Genomic DNA, 16,400 nt, shown 5'->3' with positions numbered 1-16,400 from the left:
GCAGGAACAAATATTACCGACGTAGCAAAAAAGTATTGACCTAAAGTTAGCTCCAGGTATTATGATAAACTGTCCGAAATGAAACATTATTATGCAGACAGGACATATGCAAGATTTCGGGCAGAATGAGCAAGATCGTCAAATAGAAAGATTATGGAAGGAGCAGAAGAAATGTATCAGAATGAATTAACTTTAAATAATGGTGTGAAGATTCCACAGCTGGGACTGGGAACATGGTTCATTGATGATGACAAGGCGGCAGATGCCGTGAAGGCAGCGGTAAAACTTGGTTACAGACATATTGATACCGCCCAGGCTTATGGCAATGAGCGCGGTATCGGGGAAGGTATCCGTACCTGCGGTGTACCCAGAGAGGAACTTTTTGTTGTATCAAAAGTTGCAGCAGAGCACAAGACCTACGAATCTGCTGCAAAGAGTATTGATGAGACACTGAGCAAAATGGGACTGGACTATCTGGATATGATGATCATTCATTCTCCCCAGCCCTGGGTTGAGGTAAATCGGAGTGAGGATCGTTATGTGGAGGGAAACAGAGCCGCATGGAGAGCTCTGGAAGATGCTTACAAAGCAGGTAAATTAAAGGTCATCGGTATCTCCAACTTCCAGATCGGTGACATCGAGAGTCTGCTTCAGACAGCAGAGATTAAGCCTATGGTGAACCAGATCCTGCTGCACATCAGCAATACACCGTTAGAACTGATGGAGTACTGCCAGAAGAATGGGATTGCCGTAGAGGCATATTCCCCCATCGCCCACGGTGAGATTTTAAATCAACCAGAGATCAAAGCTATGGCAGAAAAGTATGGAGTAACGGTACCACAGCTTTGCATCCGCTATACATTGCAGCTTGGTGCAATTTCTCTTCCAAAGACAGCTAATCCTGAGCATATGAAGACAAATGCTGAGGTTGATTTTGAAATCAGTGCGCAGGATATGGAAGTATTAAAGAACTTCAAGAAGATTGAAAGTTATGGAGCAAGCAGTGGATTCCCTGTATATGGCGGAAAGATGTAATGATAACAGGAATCCGAATAGTGTTTTAAGAATGGAGTAGATGATTATTATACAACGCTTGATGAAATTAATGTACCAATAACAGTCAGTGGACGTGTAACAGCAGGTTATGAAGTTGTCATCGATACAAACGGAAAACTTCTCTGACCGGATGCAACAGGTATGGCAAAACCATATCTGATTGTAACCAGTGAGAAGGTTTCAAAGGAATATCTCGATTATCTGGACAGACAGAATATTTCATGGATTGCCTGCGTAAAAGAGCATGTAGACCTCGCGCGTGCAACAGAAATCCTTGCAGAGCAGTTTGGCGTAGAGCGCATGAGTATTGTCGGCGGACCGAAAATTAATACTGCATTTTTAGAAGTTGAACTTCTTGATGAGATCAGTCTGTTGAGCGGAGCCGGAATCGATGGCAGATGCGTGGCTGTTGCTATGTATCTGCTTTTCTTTTTACGGAATTATCTGTTGTTTTGAGTTGACACATACTGAAATTAAGTATAACATCAGGTAGGATATCCCACCATGATTCTATGGAGGTGACATGATGTCACTTTACAATTTAACAAAATAATGAAAGGAGTATTTTTGTGAACTATACAGACATCATAAGCAAGTGGAAGGAGAAGAAAATAGATAGCATCGAAAAATTAGATCAACAGCTCAGCAATTTTCGTATCACTTTTGCTTATAACTCTGGAACAATAGAAAATCCACAGATAACATATCATGCTACAAGAGAAGTCTTTGAAAATGGAAAGGTAATCAATTTTTGTGGTGATATTCAAATCATCTTTGAAATTGAAAATCAAAAAAAATGTTATAATTTTCTTGTACCTAAAATTATAAATAAAGACCCCATTACCTCTGATCTTATAAAAAAAATTCATTATCAACTTATGCAAGGGGTCTATGACGAACACCGTTGGCAAAAAGGTGAACGTCCTGGACATTATAAAATACATGATTATGTAATTGGCAAATCAAATCAGGGTGCGCTACCAGAAGAAGTTCCGGCTGAAATAGCGGAATTATGTGACGAAATTTTAAATATCCCTGACAAGGGTGATAACATTTTAAAAACAGCCGCATATATTCATTGTAAATTTGAAAATATTCATGCATTTGCCGATGGAAATGGAAGAGTAGGGAGAACCCTTATGAACTATTATTTGATGATCAATAACTATCCACCTTTAGTAGTATACTCAGAAACAAAAGACCAGTATTATAAATCCTTAGATCATTATGACAATACCGGTGATATCACTCCATATCTTAATTATATGAAAAAAAGCTTGGAGAAAACATGGGTTTTGGGTGAGTTAAAGTGACATCATATCTATTCCTCTGCTCCGCATATTTACTAATTCCTGAAACGTTGGCAAAAGAACTTTTTCATACCTCATACTTATCATTGATGTATAAAACTTTTTCCGTACATCACTAATACATGGAATTTCATAAATCATACTTTTTATTTTTTCAAATTCTATTAGGTTTTCTCCTTCTGATAAAAAATCCTTACATCCTACCACTACTCTGTTTTTATACACTCCAAGTTTTGTTTCATGAACAGGCATTCCTATCAATTCATATACATGAGATCCTATATACTCAGAAACAGGAGCATTACTGTAACCCATTTTTATATTTTTAAGTTGCTTATCCTTCAAATTACCGGGAAATTTCAAAATATAATTCTGTCCTTCGTAAACAACACCTAATTTTCTTCCAGCAGCTCCACTATATACACGATCATTTATAGGACAATCTTCAAAATTTATCATTTCTATCACCTTAATCCATACCTCCTGAAAATAGTGTCTAACTGCTTTCCACTGATGCTGCCATGTATACAACACTGCTTCACAGTCGCTTCCAGTGTTTCCAGACAGCAATCATATCCTACAAAATCTCCACTATGATAATAGCTCTCCAGTTCTTCAATATCCCTTTGAAGGACTTTAGGCAATTCTTCCCTGTTAATCACATAATTTTCATCAATAAAAATAAAATATCACTCCTTCTGCTCCAGACCTACAAAAACTCAATTCTGTTGGTATATTAAAAGTCAACTGTTTACGACATCTATCCGGTTCTATTCTTTTAGGGATTTTTCCATTATTCTCCATACACTGTAATTCTCATCCGGATATTCTTCATCAATCCACTTCCAATCACATACACACCTTAAAAAATCTTTGTTGTCCTCCAACTCCAGCATCCCTAATTGCAGACAGCCATACATACTTTCATCGCCACCGTAAGATAAACAATATGTGGATTCTCTATTACCTACAATCTTCCCCTCACGATTGTTAAAAGCATCATTTGAAATGGACACTAATAACTGTATCACCTTTTCCGGTAAAGTACGTTTAAAATAGATCACACTTTTTTGCATCCTCTAACCTCTTTCCCTCTTTACAGAAACCAATTTCTTAACCACCAGCTTCTCGGCATACACCGGTGGCATCCTAACTCCAGACTACCAGTTTTCCAATGTACACAGCGGAATCTCCAACAACACGCGATCGTACAGCACTACTATACCATCCATTGATTGGAGCGTCAAATCGCGAAAGCCCAGCAGGTATAACAGGACACCAAAAACGCCCGGACAGACAAAAAGAACGCCAGAGAAACCGGAAATAACGATACGGGAGTTTAACACTTCTTTTTTCTTCATTTTAAAATAAGAGGTACAAAAAACAAGAGAATCATGCTATAAAGTTTTTACCGGGCGGTGTCGATACTATTCATATAGGAAATACAGATACCATGGATGGACAAAAGCTACGGATGGCTGCTTCAAGAGAAGGCAACCATCTTTTTTTATGGCAGTGATCGCTGCGGAGAGGGAGATAAATATGGCAATTACGGGAATCGGTTACGGAAGGACACTGATGTATGAGATCCAGAAGAGGGTAAGCGAAGGAACTTTGCAGAGCGCGTCAGATGTGGCATCTCGTTTTGCAGAGAGTCTGGAGGAATCTGCGGAGGAAAATGACAAGGCACTGGCTCCGGTGACACGTGGTGTACGGTTGAACCGTCGTATCGAAGGCAAAGACAAAGTGCCCTATGGGGAAATGGCGGAGGACGGTGTTATTGAATATAATGGGGTGGTCTTCGTCTGCGATTATGATCATAACCGTCTGACGCTGGGAGATACCTCTAATGAGAAAGATTGTATCAACATTCCGCTGTCCGGCGGTGGAAGCCTGCTGGTTAACCGGAATAACATCGATGCCCTGTCCAAGGCCATCGGTATGTTCAGCCCGGAGGATGTGAACCGGATCCTGCGCGCACTGGCACAGGATAAGAAGATCCAGGAGATGAAGAAGGAACTGGATGATATGGAGAACGGTGACGATGTAGACAGCAATGAGGAAACTTCGGAGACGACCGATGCGGACAAAGTAGCGGGAAAGGATCTGTCCGGAACCGCCGGAGAGTCGGAAAAAGAGGATTTGAGTCTCAGAGAACAGATCCGGGAGAAGATGCAGGAAATCTATGACAAGCTCCAGAACGGTGATACAGAGACCAAATTTCAGATTGGAAATCAGGAATTCAGTATCAAAGAGTGGGATAATTTCCTGGAAAAATTCGACAGTGTACAGGATGCCATTCGGGAGGCCCTGGAAGAGAAAATCGAAAAGCAGACCGAAGAGCGCTTAGAAGAGGAGGATTTAGAGAAGACTTCTGATAGAAAGCCCGATATCAGTCAGGATTTTTCCGATATTCCCGGGGAGATTTTCCGTATACTTTTTTGAACAGATCCTTGAAATAATTGCTGTCGTTGAAGCCATATTCCAGAGCAATATCCGTGATGGAACTGTTGGTGGTAAGAAGCGCCGTCTGGGCGTGTTTGAGCCGTACATAGTTTTTATCATTCCTTTCGCTTCGCTCAAGGCACAAACAAGTTATGAAAAATGTTGTGCCCCTCCACTCTTTGATTTATAATTCTTTCAAGGAATAGCAATACACTACAGAGCACGGAAGGAGAAGTGGCGAATTTATTTCGACCCCGTATAGTTATATGTGCCGTCATCCTTACAAGCACAAACAAGTGGGACATTGAGCCCGGACTCTTATCATTGGTAATAAACCATGTTTATTCAGTCGCAGGATGACAGTCAATGTTGCTATTCCCTTTTTATTAAGGTGGTGATACTTAATGATGAAGTTAAAATACTCCATCTGCTGTGGACTTGATGTCCACAAAAATGTTATCGTTGCAACCATCGTAACTACCAATAAGGACGGCATATCCGAATATCTGCAAAAATCTTTTTCAACCATCAACTCAGATATTCAAAGGTTTCACAACTGGCTTATCGAGAATAATTGCTATCATGTTTGTATGGAATCCACCGGAAAGTATTGGATTCCTATTTTTAATTATCTCGAAAATGACATTGATGTCTGCCTTACACATCCGAAGTATGTCAAAGCCATTAAAGGCAAGAAAACGGACAAAAAGGATTCTAAATGGATTGCCGACCTCTACAAATTTGATCTTGTCAGATGTTCCTTTATTCCTCCAAAAGATTTTCGTCAGCTTAGGGAACTTTCCAGATACCGTTTCAAGCTGGTCTGCATGAAGTCTTCCGAGAAGAATCGCATCCAGAACTGTATGACCATTTCCAATGTCGGCATTGCCAGTGTTCTTTCTGATCCTTTTGGCAAGACAGCAACTGAAATCATCTCTTATCTATTGGAGCATACTGCCGATTCCATGGATGAAAAAGCTGTCCGCAAACTCATAAAGAAAGGGGCTAAATCCAAGTCTGATGAAATCATCGAAGCCATCAAAGGCTACACTATTGAAACAGATCAGGCTAAAAAACTAGAGCTTGCCCGGGGGCATCTGGAATATCTCGATGATATGATTACCCAGACCGAAGTGGAACTCTATGTCCGCATCAAGCCTTATTACGAGTTCGTGGAGTTTGTCAGTACCATGCCCGGCATGACAGAGTTAAGTTCCACGATTGTTCTTGCAGAAACAGGCGTTGATATGGATATTTTTGATGATGCAAAACATCTGTGTTCCTGGTGCGGACTTTCTCCTGCCAACAATGAATCCGCTGGTAAGAAAAAGTCTGTCCGCATTGCCAAAGCAGGCGATTACCTGAAACCAATGATGGTTCAATGTGCCCTTGCTGCAATTAAGAGCAAAAAGCAGCCTTATTTTGCAATCAAATATGGTCGAATCAAAAAGCGACGTGGACACAAAAAGGCAATCATTGCCATTGCAAGAATGATGATGGTCTGTATTTACCACATGGTTTCAGAAAAGAAGCCCTTTACCCCTACTGACTATGAGGAATTGATGGACCCTCAGAATCATGTAGAGAGTGTCGTCTTGAATGAGAACAATGTGTTTGCTTACCTTGAAAGCCTTGGTTACGACAGCTCTAAGTTAGTGAAACGCAACGATAACTAACATTTTTTCTGCTTTCTATACTTGTAAAAACGGGGTTTTATGAACCCTTATACAAGTGCGCCCTAAAATCTACTTTATTTTTCACTCTTAAATATTCCTTGAAGCCCATGCCGGTGATCAATTTGAATTTCTTGCTGAAGTAAGTGGGGCTTAAGGAAGCCACGGAGGAGACCTCTTCCAGTGTCAGTGGCTTGCGGAAATTGTTGTAAATGTATTTTGTGGCAAGCAGGATGTCCGCATCCCGGGAGTTCAGCAGATCCGGTTCCTTTTCATTCATGACGGAATGCCGCATCAGCATGAGCAGAAGCTCTTCCAGATAGCAACGCTCAAAATGTTCGGAGTATTGGTCGAAGCGGGAATTCTCGGTGAGCATACGGGTCAGCAGAGAGTGCAGATATTCCTGGTATACCGTAGGAACGCTGCCCATGAAGGAATGCAGCTGCAGCCCCTGCCCGGATATGGAAGTGAGGCTGTCGGCAGACCGGTCCGATAAATGCAGATATTCTTCTTTGAAATAGATCATTACGATCTCGCAGACCTCTCCGGCGGAATACAGAGAGTGATGCAGTTCTCCCGGAGCGATGAAGACCAGATCTCCGGCTTCCATCTGATAGACCGTATCTTTTAACAGGAAACGGCAGCTTCCCGACCAGAGATAAAAAATTTCATAAAAGCTGTGATAATGATCGGGCTGCAGGGGAGAAAAATCACCTCTGCGGCCTTTTTCCACGATGATCCGGTCAATATCCTTTCTGCCGCGTCTGCCTTTTTTCGTTGTGATATCCATAGCTGCTCCTTCACTTTTTAAATCTATTGACATTGATACAGTCAGAATACCACAAAAAAACAGTGCTTTCAACATAAACAAGCTATAAAAACAGCAGTAAATATTAAAAAATTACGCTATTATAATAATTGAAAAAGGAACCCGCCTCTTTCAAAAATACTTTTCTCTCTATCCCCCTCGGTACACTCCCCCCTCGCCGAGGGGAATTTTTTGCGCAAAAAATCACAGAAAACAGGCAGTCTCGTTACAATGGATTGCGCATTTTCCAAAGGATTGTTACCATAAGGGTACAGATCGGCCGGCATACGGTGCTAAAGCAAAGGTGCTAAAGCAAAGGTGCTAAAGCACCTGAGAGTTTGTAGAGTACAGAAAGGTATAGGGATTAGTATGGATAAAAAGAAAACGGGCAATCTGATCCGGGAAGCCAGACAATGCAAAAATTATACCCAGAGTGAACTGGGAAGGATGTTAGGGGTGACCAACAAAGCGGTATCCCGGTGGGAGAATGGAGAAAGTTTTCCGGATATTGGCGTATTGGAGTCCCTGTCCCATCTGTTGGAACTGCCGATTCAGGACATTGTGACCGGAGAGCGGGCGGGAGACCGGGAGGAGGCAGTGACGGAAGTCGTGAGACTGGCAAAGCTCCAGGAGCAGCGGAAACGTGAAAAGAGGATCCTGTATCTGATCGTGCTGGGGCTTTTGATCTATCACTGTGTCATCGGGATCTGTTTATTTTCCGGAAGAGGGTTGTTTGGGGGAAGAGATATTGCCTGCCAGGTGGCCGGAATCTCCATGGCGGGGACACTGACGATGCTGGGGCTTGTATACCGGTATTTCGGAAAGGAAGAGGATGTGAAAATGATTCCCTCCAGTCAATTAAGCAGAGGACTTGGAATAGCATCCCTTGCGATGCTATTGTGGAGTGTTGGAATCATGTATTTAAGCTTCGGAATGGTCCGGGCAGGAAGTGTTCCCCTTGGTATGGAACTCAGCTCCCTGGGACCGTTTTTGAACAATCAGCTTTGTGCGGGCTATGCCCTGAATGTAATATTTCTGGCAGTGGAAATGTACCGTCTGCTCATGGAGCGGACGGTACTGCATCCGGGATGTGTGATCTCACCGGCGGTCATCTATCTGGATTTCTTTTACATAGACATTCTGGGCCGGATGGATACCCTGGACAGCGTCTGGAAGGCACTGGACAGAGGGACGGTACTCATTTTGCTGGAGGCAGTGTCGGGAATTGTATTTCTGTTTATACAGTCCCACCGTTCTCGTTCTCACGCATCCGATAGCCCACACCAATCTCAGTGAAGACATACTGGGGCTGGGCAGGATTCTGTTCCAGCTTTCTGCGGATGTTCGCCATGTTGACTCGCAGGATCTGGTTATTATTGTCCATGTAGGGTCCCCAGATAGCATTCATGATATAGCTGTAGGTCAGGACTCTGCCGGAATTCTCTGCTAAAAGTGTAAGCAGCTGGTATTCGATCTGGGTCAGATGTACCTCTTCGCCCCGCAGGCGGATCAGACGTTTTTCGAAATCAATCTCCAGATCCAGTGCCTTATACACATGACCGGGAGTCTGGGCGTGGCTGTGCCGCAGAGAAGTGCGGATCCTTGCCATGAGCTCGCCGGTGCCGAAAGGTTTTGTGATATAATCGTCCGCACCCAGATCCAGAGCGGAGACCTTTTCCTGCTCCTTGGTGCGGGCAGATATGATGATCACCGGAACATCGCTCCAGGAACGGAGTTTCTGTAATACCTCCAGCCCGTCCATGTCCGGCAGCCCTAAGTCTAGCAGGATCACGTTGGGGCAGAAAGAAGTGCTGAGACTCAGTCCCTCTCTGCCGTTTAAGGCATGCATGATCTTGTAGCCTTCCCGGTCCATGGTGGCGGTGATGAAATTACTGATACTTCTATCGTCTTCGATTAAGAGAACTTTGATCTTATTCATATCTGTGATCCATATCCTTTCCGGTATTTTCAAGAGTTCTGTCTTATGTGGCTGAGAGTACACTTATTTTTCTGAAGCGACAGCTCCCACCTTGGGCAGTGTGAAACAGAATTCCGCGCCATCCGCATGATTCCGGCCACTCAGCGTTCCGTGATGGGCGGTGATGATGGTCTTGCAGATGGACAGACCGATACCCATGCCCTTGCGGGAATCCGAGCTCCGGGAATTGTTGTAGGTGCCCGTCTCGAACAGATTCTGTAATTTTTCTTCCGACAATCCTTTTCCGTAGTCTCTCACAATAAAAGATACATGCTCCGGATGATCCTCCACGATGAAATCAATGGGCAGGATACTTCCGGAATGAACGATGGCGTTTTCCAGCAGATTGATGGTGACCTGCTCGATCAGCACCGCATCCATGGGGATCATCAGAAATTCCTCGGGGATCTTGACCCGGATGGCGGCATCGGGATAGCGTTTTTTCAGTTTCTCCAAAGCTTCTCCCACCACTTCCTCCACCGGTTCCTTTGTGGTATTGATGCTTAAGCTGTCTCCCTGGATACGAGTGACGGACAGCAGATTTTCCACCATATTCAACAGCCAGTTGGAATCCTCATAGATATTGGTCATGATCGTACGCTGCTCGGTGGAGCTTAGATCGTTCTGACTTTCCAGAAACAGGGAGCTGTTGCCGATGATGCCGGTGAGCGGCGTGCGCAGATCGTGGGAGATAGCACGCAGCAGATTCGCACGCATCTTTTCCATTTCGGCCTCTGCCAGCCGCTTTTCCCGCTCTGCGATCATCTCGGACTGGATGGTCATATGGGAGGTCATGGTACACAGGATCAGAGTGATCCCGCTCATCAGCAGGAAGGTGATAGGGTAGCCGGTCAGTGTGAAATTAAGCGTATAATACGGATAGGTGAACAGATAATTGATCGCTATTACGGAAAAAAGGGTGCAGGCAATGCCGTAGCCGTAGCCCACCGTCCATCTGGCGATGATCACCAGTGCCAGAATGTAGAACAGTGCTACATTGGCATGGTTGTCCGGTACTATATGCTGATATAAAAAAGAGGCAAGAGTGGCGCACAGCATGCAGGCGGCACAGATCAGGATACTGATGGCGTGTCTGGTAAAGGGTGGTTTTAAGCGGAAGCTTTTCCGCGGTGATTTTTTATCGGAAAATGATCGGAACACGGTGTGATCCTCCATGAAATATTGTTAGCTGTTTTGTAAATTTATTATAACTATAGTACCATTACTTTGCAATGCAAGGTGTAAAGAAGTAGTTAAGGATATATGAAAACCGGTATATTTTCCCCTAAAGCTACGGCAAAAGGCAGGTATCCTCAGGAAAATCCAAGACACAAAAATAGGAACATATACTTTCGTTAGGTTGACATCAGGAAAAACATTAGATTAAAATGTAGTATGGCGGCGGTCCTGAAAGGGCGGACCGTCTATGTGGACAGGAGAGGAATAGGTTATGTTTCTGACAGGATTGGCACTATTGCCGGCCATCGCACTGGTGGTATGGATCTATAGACAGGATAAGGTGGAGAAGGAGCCGGGGGGATTATTGTGGAAAATATTCCTGTTTGGTGTATTGTCTGTGATCCCCGCCATGATACTGGAAATCATTCTGGATGAAGTATTTCTGGTATTTATGGATGCAGATACGCTGTGCTACGTGATCCTGGATAATTTTATCGGGGTGGCACTGATCGAGGAACTTTGCAAGATGCAGGCGGCCAAATGGGCGGCATGGAAGCATCCGGCATTCAATTATAAATTCGATGCCATCGTGTACTGTGTGACTTCGGCATTAGGATTTGCAGCCATTGAAAATATTCTGTATTGTCTGGGCGGTGACATTGGGACGGCAGTGACCAGAGCCCTGTTGTCCGTGCCTTCCCATGCTATCGATGGCGTGATCATGGGATATTTCTTCGGTGTGGCGAAGGAGGCAGAACTTGCAGGCGATAAAAAACGCAGGAAACGCTACCTGAAGCTCAGCGTGTTCATGCCGATGATCGAACACGGTATCTATGATTCCGCATTGTCTCTGGATGCGGACTGGATCTTCGTTTTCTTTTTCCTGTTTGTGATCGTGGTGGATGTCTGGGCCTATAAATTTGTGAAAAAGCAGTCTGGGCAGGACCGGGAGCTGTCTGCATAAAGATTGCGTTAAGACCCCGTGAAAATTTTATAAATTCACGAAAAACGGTAGGATCGGGTCTTTGCTTCATGTTAAGATAAAGAAAACATAAAGAAAGGAAAGACCAATATTGAAGTTATTAAATCCAAAGATCCGGCAAAAATTTGCAGAATCCTTGAAGGCGGTCCTGCCGGTAGTAGGGATCGTGATCGTATTAAGCTTTACTATAGCCCCCATTACCTCCAGTATCCTGTTGTGTTTTCTGGTGGGAGCGATGATGGTCATGGCCGGTATGATGTTTTTTACGCTGGGTGCGGAGATGTCTATGACCCCCATGGGAGAAAAAGTGGGTGCCAGAATGACCCAGAGTAAAAACATTCTGCTGATCGTAGTGTTATCTTTTCTGCTGGGAGTGGTGATCACCATTTCCGAGCCTGACTTACAGGTGCTGGCGACACAGGTGCCTTCGGTTCCGAACATGACGCTGATCCTGGCAGTGGCGGTGGGGGTTGGAATCTTCCTGGTCATTGCCCTTCTGCGTATGCTGATCGGTGTGGCACTGCCGCCGCTGTTGACCTTTTTCTACATAGCAGTGTTCGTTCTTGCATTTCTCGTACCGGAGAACTTCCGGGCAGTGGCGTTTGATTCCGGCGGTGTGACCACGGGACCCATGACCGTTCCTTTTATCATGGCTCTTGGTGTCGGTATTGCGTCCATCCGTAATGACCACCATGCGGCGGACGACAGCTTCGGTCTGGTAGCTCTGTGCTCCATCGGTCCGATCCTGGCGGTCATGGTGCTGGGGCTGATCTATAAGCCGACCAATGCGGATTACCAGCCGGTGGCGATCCCGGAGATCTCTGATTCTGTGGAACTGGCGCAGCTTTTTGCCCATGGGCTTCCGGATTATATGAAAGAGATCGCACTCTCATTACTTCCCATTGTATTGTTTTTCGGTCTGTTCCAGATATTTGCCCTGCGGCTGTCGGGGAAGACACTGGCGAAGATCCTGATCGGTCTGGTGTATACTTATATCGGTCTGGTGCTGTTTCTGACCGGCGCAAATGTGGGCTTTATGCCTGCCGGCAATTACCTCGGTCAGGTCATGGCAGCCAGATCCTACCGGTGGGTACTGGTGCCGGTGGGAGCACTGATCGGTTACTTTATCGTAAAAGCGGAGCCCGCGGTCTATGTACTGAATCATCAGGTAGAGGAGCTGACGGACGGTGCCATCTCTGCCAGATCCATGGGGGTTTCTCTGTCCGTGGGCGTATCCTTATCCGTAGCACTGGCGATGATCCGCGTGCTGACGGGGATCCCGATTCTATGGTTTTTGATCCCGGGCTATGGTGTGGCGATCGGACTGTCCTTTTTTGTACCGAAGATATTCACAGCGATCGCCTTCGACTCCGGTGGCGTGGCGAGCGGTCCCATGACAGCTACCTTTTTACTTCCGTTAGCGCAGGGCGCCTGTGTGGCGGTGGACGGCAATTTAGTCGCAGATGCTTTCGGTGTGGTAGCAATGGTAGCCATGACACCGCTGATCACGATCCAGATATTGGGAATGGTATATCAGTTAAAGCAGCAGAAGAGCGGTGCAGGCGTATTTGCCGGTGCGGCGGATGCATTTGGTGCTTTGGATGAGAATGCCATCATTGAACTGTAGGAGGTGTGCCCATGAGTGAATTATATATGATGGTCACCATCACCAATCGTCAGCTGACGAGGAAATTCGTGGAATGCTATAAAGAAAACGGCGCACAGGTCGGCAGTGTTACCGTCGGCATGGGAACCGCGGCGAATGAGATCTTAGATTATTTTGGACTGGACGGCATGGAGAAGAGCGTATTGTTCCATCTCGTCACAGATGCTGCCTGGCGGCAGATCAAGGCTGCTCTGCGTAAGAAAATGCAGATCGATCTCCCGGGAATGGGAATCGCATTTATCATTCCCGTGAGCAGTGTCGGTGGCAAGAAAGCATTGAATTACCTGACCTGCGGGCAGGAATTCGTAAAAGGAGAGGAGTCCACATTGAAAGAGACGAAGAATGAGCTTCTGGTAGTGATAGCCAATCATGGATATACGGAACTGGTCATGGATGCAGCGAGAGAAGTACATGCGGCGGGCGGTACCGTCATCCATGCCAAGGGCACCGGAACAGAGAATGCACAGCAGTTTCTGGGCGTGACACTGGTGCCGGAAAAAGAAATGTTGTTCATTGTGGTAAAAAGTGAGCAGAAAAATTCCATCATGCGTGCTATAATGGAAAAAGCAGGACTGGAGAGTAAAGCACAAAGCATAGTATTCTCCCTTCCTGTGACAGATACTGCAGGCATGCGCCTGATGGAGGAGATGGGAGAGACATGACAAACGGATTATCCGGACCCAGGAAGCAGTTTCTGGACGTGCTCCGGGTACTGGCAACCTGTGCAGTGGTGCTGATGCATGTACTGACAGGTGCGACAGATGTGACAGATGCGTCGATAGTGCCGGAATACCGGTCATTATTGCTGTCAGTTATGGATCTGGTGACCTGGTGCGTTCCTATATTTTTATTGATCTCGGGATATTTGTTCCTGAATCCGGAACGTACATTGACTTATCCGGTCATGATTAAAAAATATTGCAGGAGGATTGCACTGGCGATCCTCCTATTCGGCGTTCCGTATGCAGCTTCCGAGCTGGTAGTGGCGGAGCGGACCTTCCGGATCAGGATGATCCCGGAGGCACTGAAGATGACTCTGATGGGACATACCTGGTCCCATATGTGGTATCTGTATCTGATCCTGTTTTTATATCTGATCACGCCGCTTCTGAAAAAAGTGCTGCGTGTGCTGCCGGTGTGGGGTGTTGTAGCAATGATGGCAGTGATTTTCTTGGGAAGCAGTGTGGCACCGTTTCTGAATAAGGTACTGGATGTCAACAGTATTCCGGTATTGCCGGATGGCGGTGTGTATTTCCTGTATTATCTGTGTGGATATTTCTTCGCGGTGAGAGAAGTATGTGTGGACAAGGGAAGGAATGTATGGCTGACAGCTGCAGTAGCGGTTCTGGCTCTGGGAATGATCCTGAGCAGGACACTCGCCGGATTCTCCATCCAGATGGCATACAATTATCCGTTTACAGTACTGCTTGCAGTGCTTCTGTTCGCTGCAGGATGGAATGGGAGTATTCAAAAACACCGGATCCCCTGGCAGGAGGCGGGAGCCTTGAGCTTCGCCGTATACCTGGTACATCCGGTGTATGTGAACCTGCTGTATAAATTCGTAAAGATCACACCCTTTACGGTGTTGGAGCAATGCGGCGTGCAGTCTGTTGCCGCGGGACATGTGGCATTGATCTTGCTGTTGACTGTATTCTGTCTGGTAGTGCTGGCACTGGCAACGGCTACTGCGTGGGTGCTGCGCAAGATCCCGGTGTTAAGAAAATTCGTGTTGTGATCAGAAGTGAAATATAGGTGGCAAATCTGGTTTTGCATTACAAATATTTGATAATAGCATACCCCTTGCCAGCAGAAGACTTCTATGCTAGAATGTGCACAAAGCATAGAAGTTTTCTATTTCTACAGATATCTTGTGAAGTTCTGAATAGCGAGTCGGAAAGTCCATGCTTTTATTCCAAATTTACAACATTCTAAAATAACAGCGGGGTTTTGACCGCGATATACGTACTTTGTATGGGACATAGGTATGTCTGTTTTTGCTACTATAATCTCATAAACATAGAATGTCTGAACAGACTGGCACTTCAAGTTGTCATAGGGAGAATTTATGATAGAAATTAAACCAGAAGCGAAAAAGACGGATGGTATTACAAATTCGTTTTCAGCTCACGAAAGAGGAGTATCAGAACTTGAGATGCCAAACTGGCATTTCAAGTTTCGCACAGGACGAAAATAATTATGGTGGTCGTAGGACTCTTCCTTATGTATTTACAGAACAGGGAATCTCTATGTTTGGAATTCAATCATCAAGCGATAGTTGCTGACTTTGGCTGTGATCAAGAAGGAGCCTCGACCAGAGGCTCCTTCTTGATTTGGCTTATGATGCTAGTCTGATTACTTCCGCTGCCAACGTCCGGAAGCACCGCAGGGCAGTACCAGTCCGCTCTCGGTGACGGGGAGGCCGATCTCTTCGGCTTCCACATGACCGCCGAACTTTTTCGTCAGGGTGGAATTCATCATATAGGACAGCACGGCGGGCTGCAATCCTGTAGTGTACGAATTGATCAGGAAGAACAGCGCATCATCGGATAAAAGCTGTGCGGTCAGTCCTACGAAATCCCAGATATTATCTTCTATTTTCCAGATCTCACCCTTGGGACCTCTGCCGTAGGAAGGGGGATCCATGATGATGCCGTCGTATTTGTTGCCACGGCGGATCTCACGCTCTACGAACTTCATGCAGTCGTCCACCAGCCAGCGGATGGGAGCATCGGCAAGCCCGCTGGCAGCAGCGTTCTCCTTTGCCCAGCCGACCATACCCTTGGACGCATCCACATGAGTCACAGCAGCTCCTGCTGCCGCGGCGGATACAGTAGCACCGCCGGTGTAAGCGAAGAGGTTCAGCACCTTCACGGGTCTGCCTGCCTCATGGATCAGGCCGGAGAACCAGTCCCAGTTCACCGCCTGCTCCGGGAACAGACCGGTATGCTTGAAACTGAAGGGCTTCAGATGGAAGGTCAGAGGATCCGTCTTGCCGGAGGCTTCCTTCTGAAAAGGCAGGGTGTAATGAATCGCCCATTCATCCGGCAGATGGAAGAACTCCCATTCTCCGCCGCCCTTCGCACTTCTGTGGTAATGACCGTTTTTCTGCTTCCAGCCCTTATGATCGTGGGGCGTCTTCCAGATGACCTGGGGATCCGGACGGACGAGAATATAATCTCCCCAACGCTCTAACTTTTCTCCGCTGGACGTATCCAGCACTTCGTAATCTTTCCAATGATCTGCAATCCACATATAGAAACCTTTCTGTGTGTATACTTTGTAACTAACTTTTATAGGACATAA

General features: G+C 45.7%; 19 protein-coding genes. 12 read left to right on the top strand and 7 right to left on the bottom strand.

The features are described from left to right. The first annotated feature begins 171 nt into the window (after window positions 1–171). The 3 genes from H9Q77_RS12080 (at window position 172) to H9Q77_RS12070 (ending at window position 2,369) form a co-directional block, all read left to right on the top strand. A complete protein-coding gene (locus H9Q77_RS12080; protein ID WP_118547633.1) occupies window positions 172–1,035 on the top strand; it encodes an aldo/keto reductase in 864 nt (287 codons plus the stop codon). A 162-nt stretch (window positions 1,036–1,197) separates the two neighbouring features. Continuing rightward, window positions 1,198–1,512, top strand: a complete 315-nt coding sequence (locus H9Q77_RS12075) for a dihydrofolate reductase family protein (protein WP_249325730.1) — start codon at window positions 1,198–1,200, stop codon at window positions 1,510–1,512. Between the two features lie 113 nt (window positions 1,513–1,625). Beyond that, window positions 1,626–2,369 carry a Fic family protein gene (locus tag H9Q77_RS12070; RefSeq protein WP_249325728.1) on the top strand — a complete coding sequence of 248 codons (744 nt, stop codon included), beginning with the start codon at window positions 1,626–1,628 and terminating at the stop codon, window positions 2,367–2,369. Here H9Q77_RS12070 and H9Q77_RS12065 read toward each other — a convergent pair. Both H9Q77_RS12065 and H9Q77_RS12060 read right to left on the bottom strand, forming a co-directional pair. Further along, window positions 2,361–2,834, bottom strand: coding sequence for a HipA domain-containing protein (locus H9Q77_RS12065; protein WP_249325727.1), 474 nt, complete (start codon window positions 2,832–2,834; stop codon window positions 2,361–2,363). The genes H9Q77_RS12070 and H9Q77_RS12065 overlap by 9 nt on opposite strands. Window positions 2,835–3,136: 302 nt before the next feature. Then, window positions 3,137–3,442 carry a hypothetical protein gene (locus H9Q77_RS12060; RefSeq protein ID WP_249325725.1) on the bottom strand — a complete coding sequence of 102 codons (306 nt, stop codon included), beginning with the start codon at window positions 3,440–3,442 and terminating at the stop codon, window positions 3,137–3,139. A gap of 466 nt (window positions 3,443–3,908) precedes the next feature. Between H9Q77_RS12060 and H9Q77_RS12055 the strand changes: the two genes are divergently transcribed. Continuing rightward, window positions 3,909–4,811 (top strand): hypothetical protein, encoded by a 903-nt coding sequence (locus tag H9Q77_RS12055; RefSeq protein WP_249325723.1) that lies wholly within the window; start codon window positions 3,909–3,911, stop codon window positions 4,809–4,811. Here H9Q77_RS12055 and H9Q77_RS16855 read toward each other — a convergent pair. Continuing rightward, window positions 4,759–4,956 (bottom strand): helix-turn-helix domain-containing protein, encoded by a 198-nt coding sequence (locus tag H9Q77_RS16855; RefSeq protein WP_249325722.1) that lies wholly within the window; start codon window positions 4,954–4,956, stop codon window positions 4,759–4,761. The genes H9Q77_RS12055 and H9Q77_RS16855 overlap by 53 nt on opposite strands. Before the next feature lie 259 nt (window positions 4,957–5,215). Here H9Q77_RS16855 and H9Q77_RS12045 point away from each other — a divergent pair, with 259 nt between their 5' ends. Beyond that, window positions 5,216–6,487: an IS110 family RNA-guided transposase gene (locus tag H9Q77_RS12045; protein ID WP_022204360.1), complete on the top strand. Its 1,272-nt coding sequence runs from the start codon at window positions 5,216–5,218 to the stop codon at window positions 6,485–6,487. Between the two features lie 37 nt (window positions 6,488–6,524). Here the strand turns inward: H9Q77_RS12045 and H9Q77_RS12040 are convergent, their stop codons facing one another. Further along, on the bottom strand, window positions 6,525–7,274 hold the full coding sequence (locus tag H9Q77_RS12040) for an AraC family transcriptional regulator (RefSeq protein WP_249325721.1): 750 nt from the start codon (window positions 7,272–7,274) through the stop codon (window positions 6,525–6,527). A 387-nt stretch (window positions 7,275–7,661) separates the two neighbouring features. On the opposite strand from H9Q77_RS12040, the gene H9Q77_RS12035 reads away from it, so the two are divergent. Next, a complete protein-coding gene (locus H9Q77_RS12035) occupies window positions 7,662–8,588 on the top strand; it encodes a helix-turn-helix transcriptional regulator (RefSeq protein WP_249325720.1) in 927 nt (308 codons plus the stop codon). Here H9Q77_RS12035 and H9Q77_RS12030 read toward each other — a convergent pair. Both H9Q77_RS12030 and H9Q77_RS12025 read right to left on the bottom strand, forming a co-directional pair. Then, on the bottom strand, window positions 8,530–9,231 hold the full coding sequence (locus H9Q77_RS12030) for a response regulator (RefSeq protein WP_118503445.1): 702 nt from the start codon (window positions 9,229–9,231) through the stop codon (window positions 8,530–8,532). The two genes, H9Q77_RS12035 and H9Q77_RS12030, sit on opposite strands and share 59 nt — an antisense overlap. A 63-nt stretch (window positions 9,232–9,294) precedes the next feature. Continuing rightward, on the bottom strand, window positions 9,295–10,431 hold the full coding sequence (locus H9Q77_RS12025) for a sensor histidine kinase (protein WP_249325719.1): 1,137 nt from the start codon (window positions 10,429–10,431) through the stop codon (window positions 9,295–9,297). A 289-nt stretch (window positions 10,432–10,720) separates the two neighbouring features. Here H9Q77_RS12025 and H9Q77_RS12020 point away from each other — a divergent pair, with 289 nt between their 5' ends. The 6 genes from H9Q77_RS12020 (at window position 10,721) to H9Q77_RS12000 (ending at window position 15,379) form a co-directional block, all read left to right on the top strand. Next, entirely contained in the window at window positions 10,721–11,413 is a 693-nt protein-coding gene (locus H9Q77_RS12020) for a PrsW family glutamic-type intramembrane protease (RefSeq protein WP_249325717.1), read from the top strand. A 109-nt stretch (window positions 11,414–11,522) separates the two neighbouring features. After that, a complete protein-coding gene (locus tag H9Q77_RS12015) occupies window positions 11,523–13,058 on the top strand; it encodes a DUF1538 domain-containing protein (protein ID WP_249325715.1) in 1,536 nt (511 codons plus the stop codon). Between the two features lie 11 nt (window positions 13,059–13,069). Further along, window positions 13,070–13,759, top strand: a complete 690-nt coding sequence (locus tag H9Q77_RS12010; RefSeq protein ID WP_249325713.1) for a P-II family nitrogen regulator — start codon at window positions 13,070–13,072, stop codon at window positions 13,757–13,759. Then, window positions 13,756–14,832 (top strand): acyltransferase, encoded by a 1,077-nt coding sequence (locus H9Q77_RS12005; protein ID WP_249325712.1) that lies wholly within the window; start codon window positions 13,756–13,758, stop codon window positions 14,830–14,832. The genes H9Q77_RS12010 and H9Q77_RS12005 overlap by 4 nt, the downstream gene beginning before the upstream one ends. 330 nt (window positions 14,833–15,162) lie before the next feature. After that, the gene (locus tag H9Q77_RS16755; protein WP_330596123.1) at window positions 15,163–15,291 is read left to right on the top strand and encodes a hypothetical protein; all 129 of its coding nucleotides are present in this window, start codon (window positions 15,163–15,165) and stop codon (window positions 15,289–15,291) included. Continuing rightward, window positions 15,245–15,379 (top strand): ORF6N domain-containing protein, encoded by a 135-nt coding sequence (locus H9Q77_RS12000; protein WP_330596118.1) that lies wholly within the window; start codon window positions 15,245–15,247, stop codon window positions 15,377–15,379. The genes H9Q77_RS16755 and H9Q77_RS12000 overlap by 47 nt, the downstream gene beginning before the upstream one ends. A gap of 70 nt (window positions 15,380–15,449) precedes the next feature. Here the strand turns inward: H9Q77_RS12000 and H9Q77_RS11995 are convergent, their stop codons facing one another. Further along, the gene (locus H9Q77_RS11995) at window positions 15,450–16,349 is read right to left on the bottom strand and encodes a class I SAM-dependent methyltransferase (RefSeq protein ID WP_118551153.1); all 900 of its coding nucleotides are present in this window, start codon (window positions 16,347–16,349) and stop codon (window positions 15,450–15,452) included. Between the last annotated feature and the right edge of the window lie 51 nt (window positions 16,350–16,400).

The sequence above is a fragment of the Simiaoa sunii genome (assembly GCF_014337175.1).
Classification (GTDB): Bacteria; Bacillota; Clostridia; order Lachnospirales; family Lachnospiraceae; genus Acetatifactor; species Acetatifactor intestinalis.
Note: the sequence above shows the minus strand (reverse complement) of the source record. Positions and strands in the feature narration are given on the sequence as shown.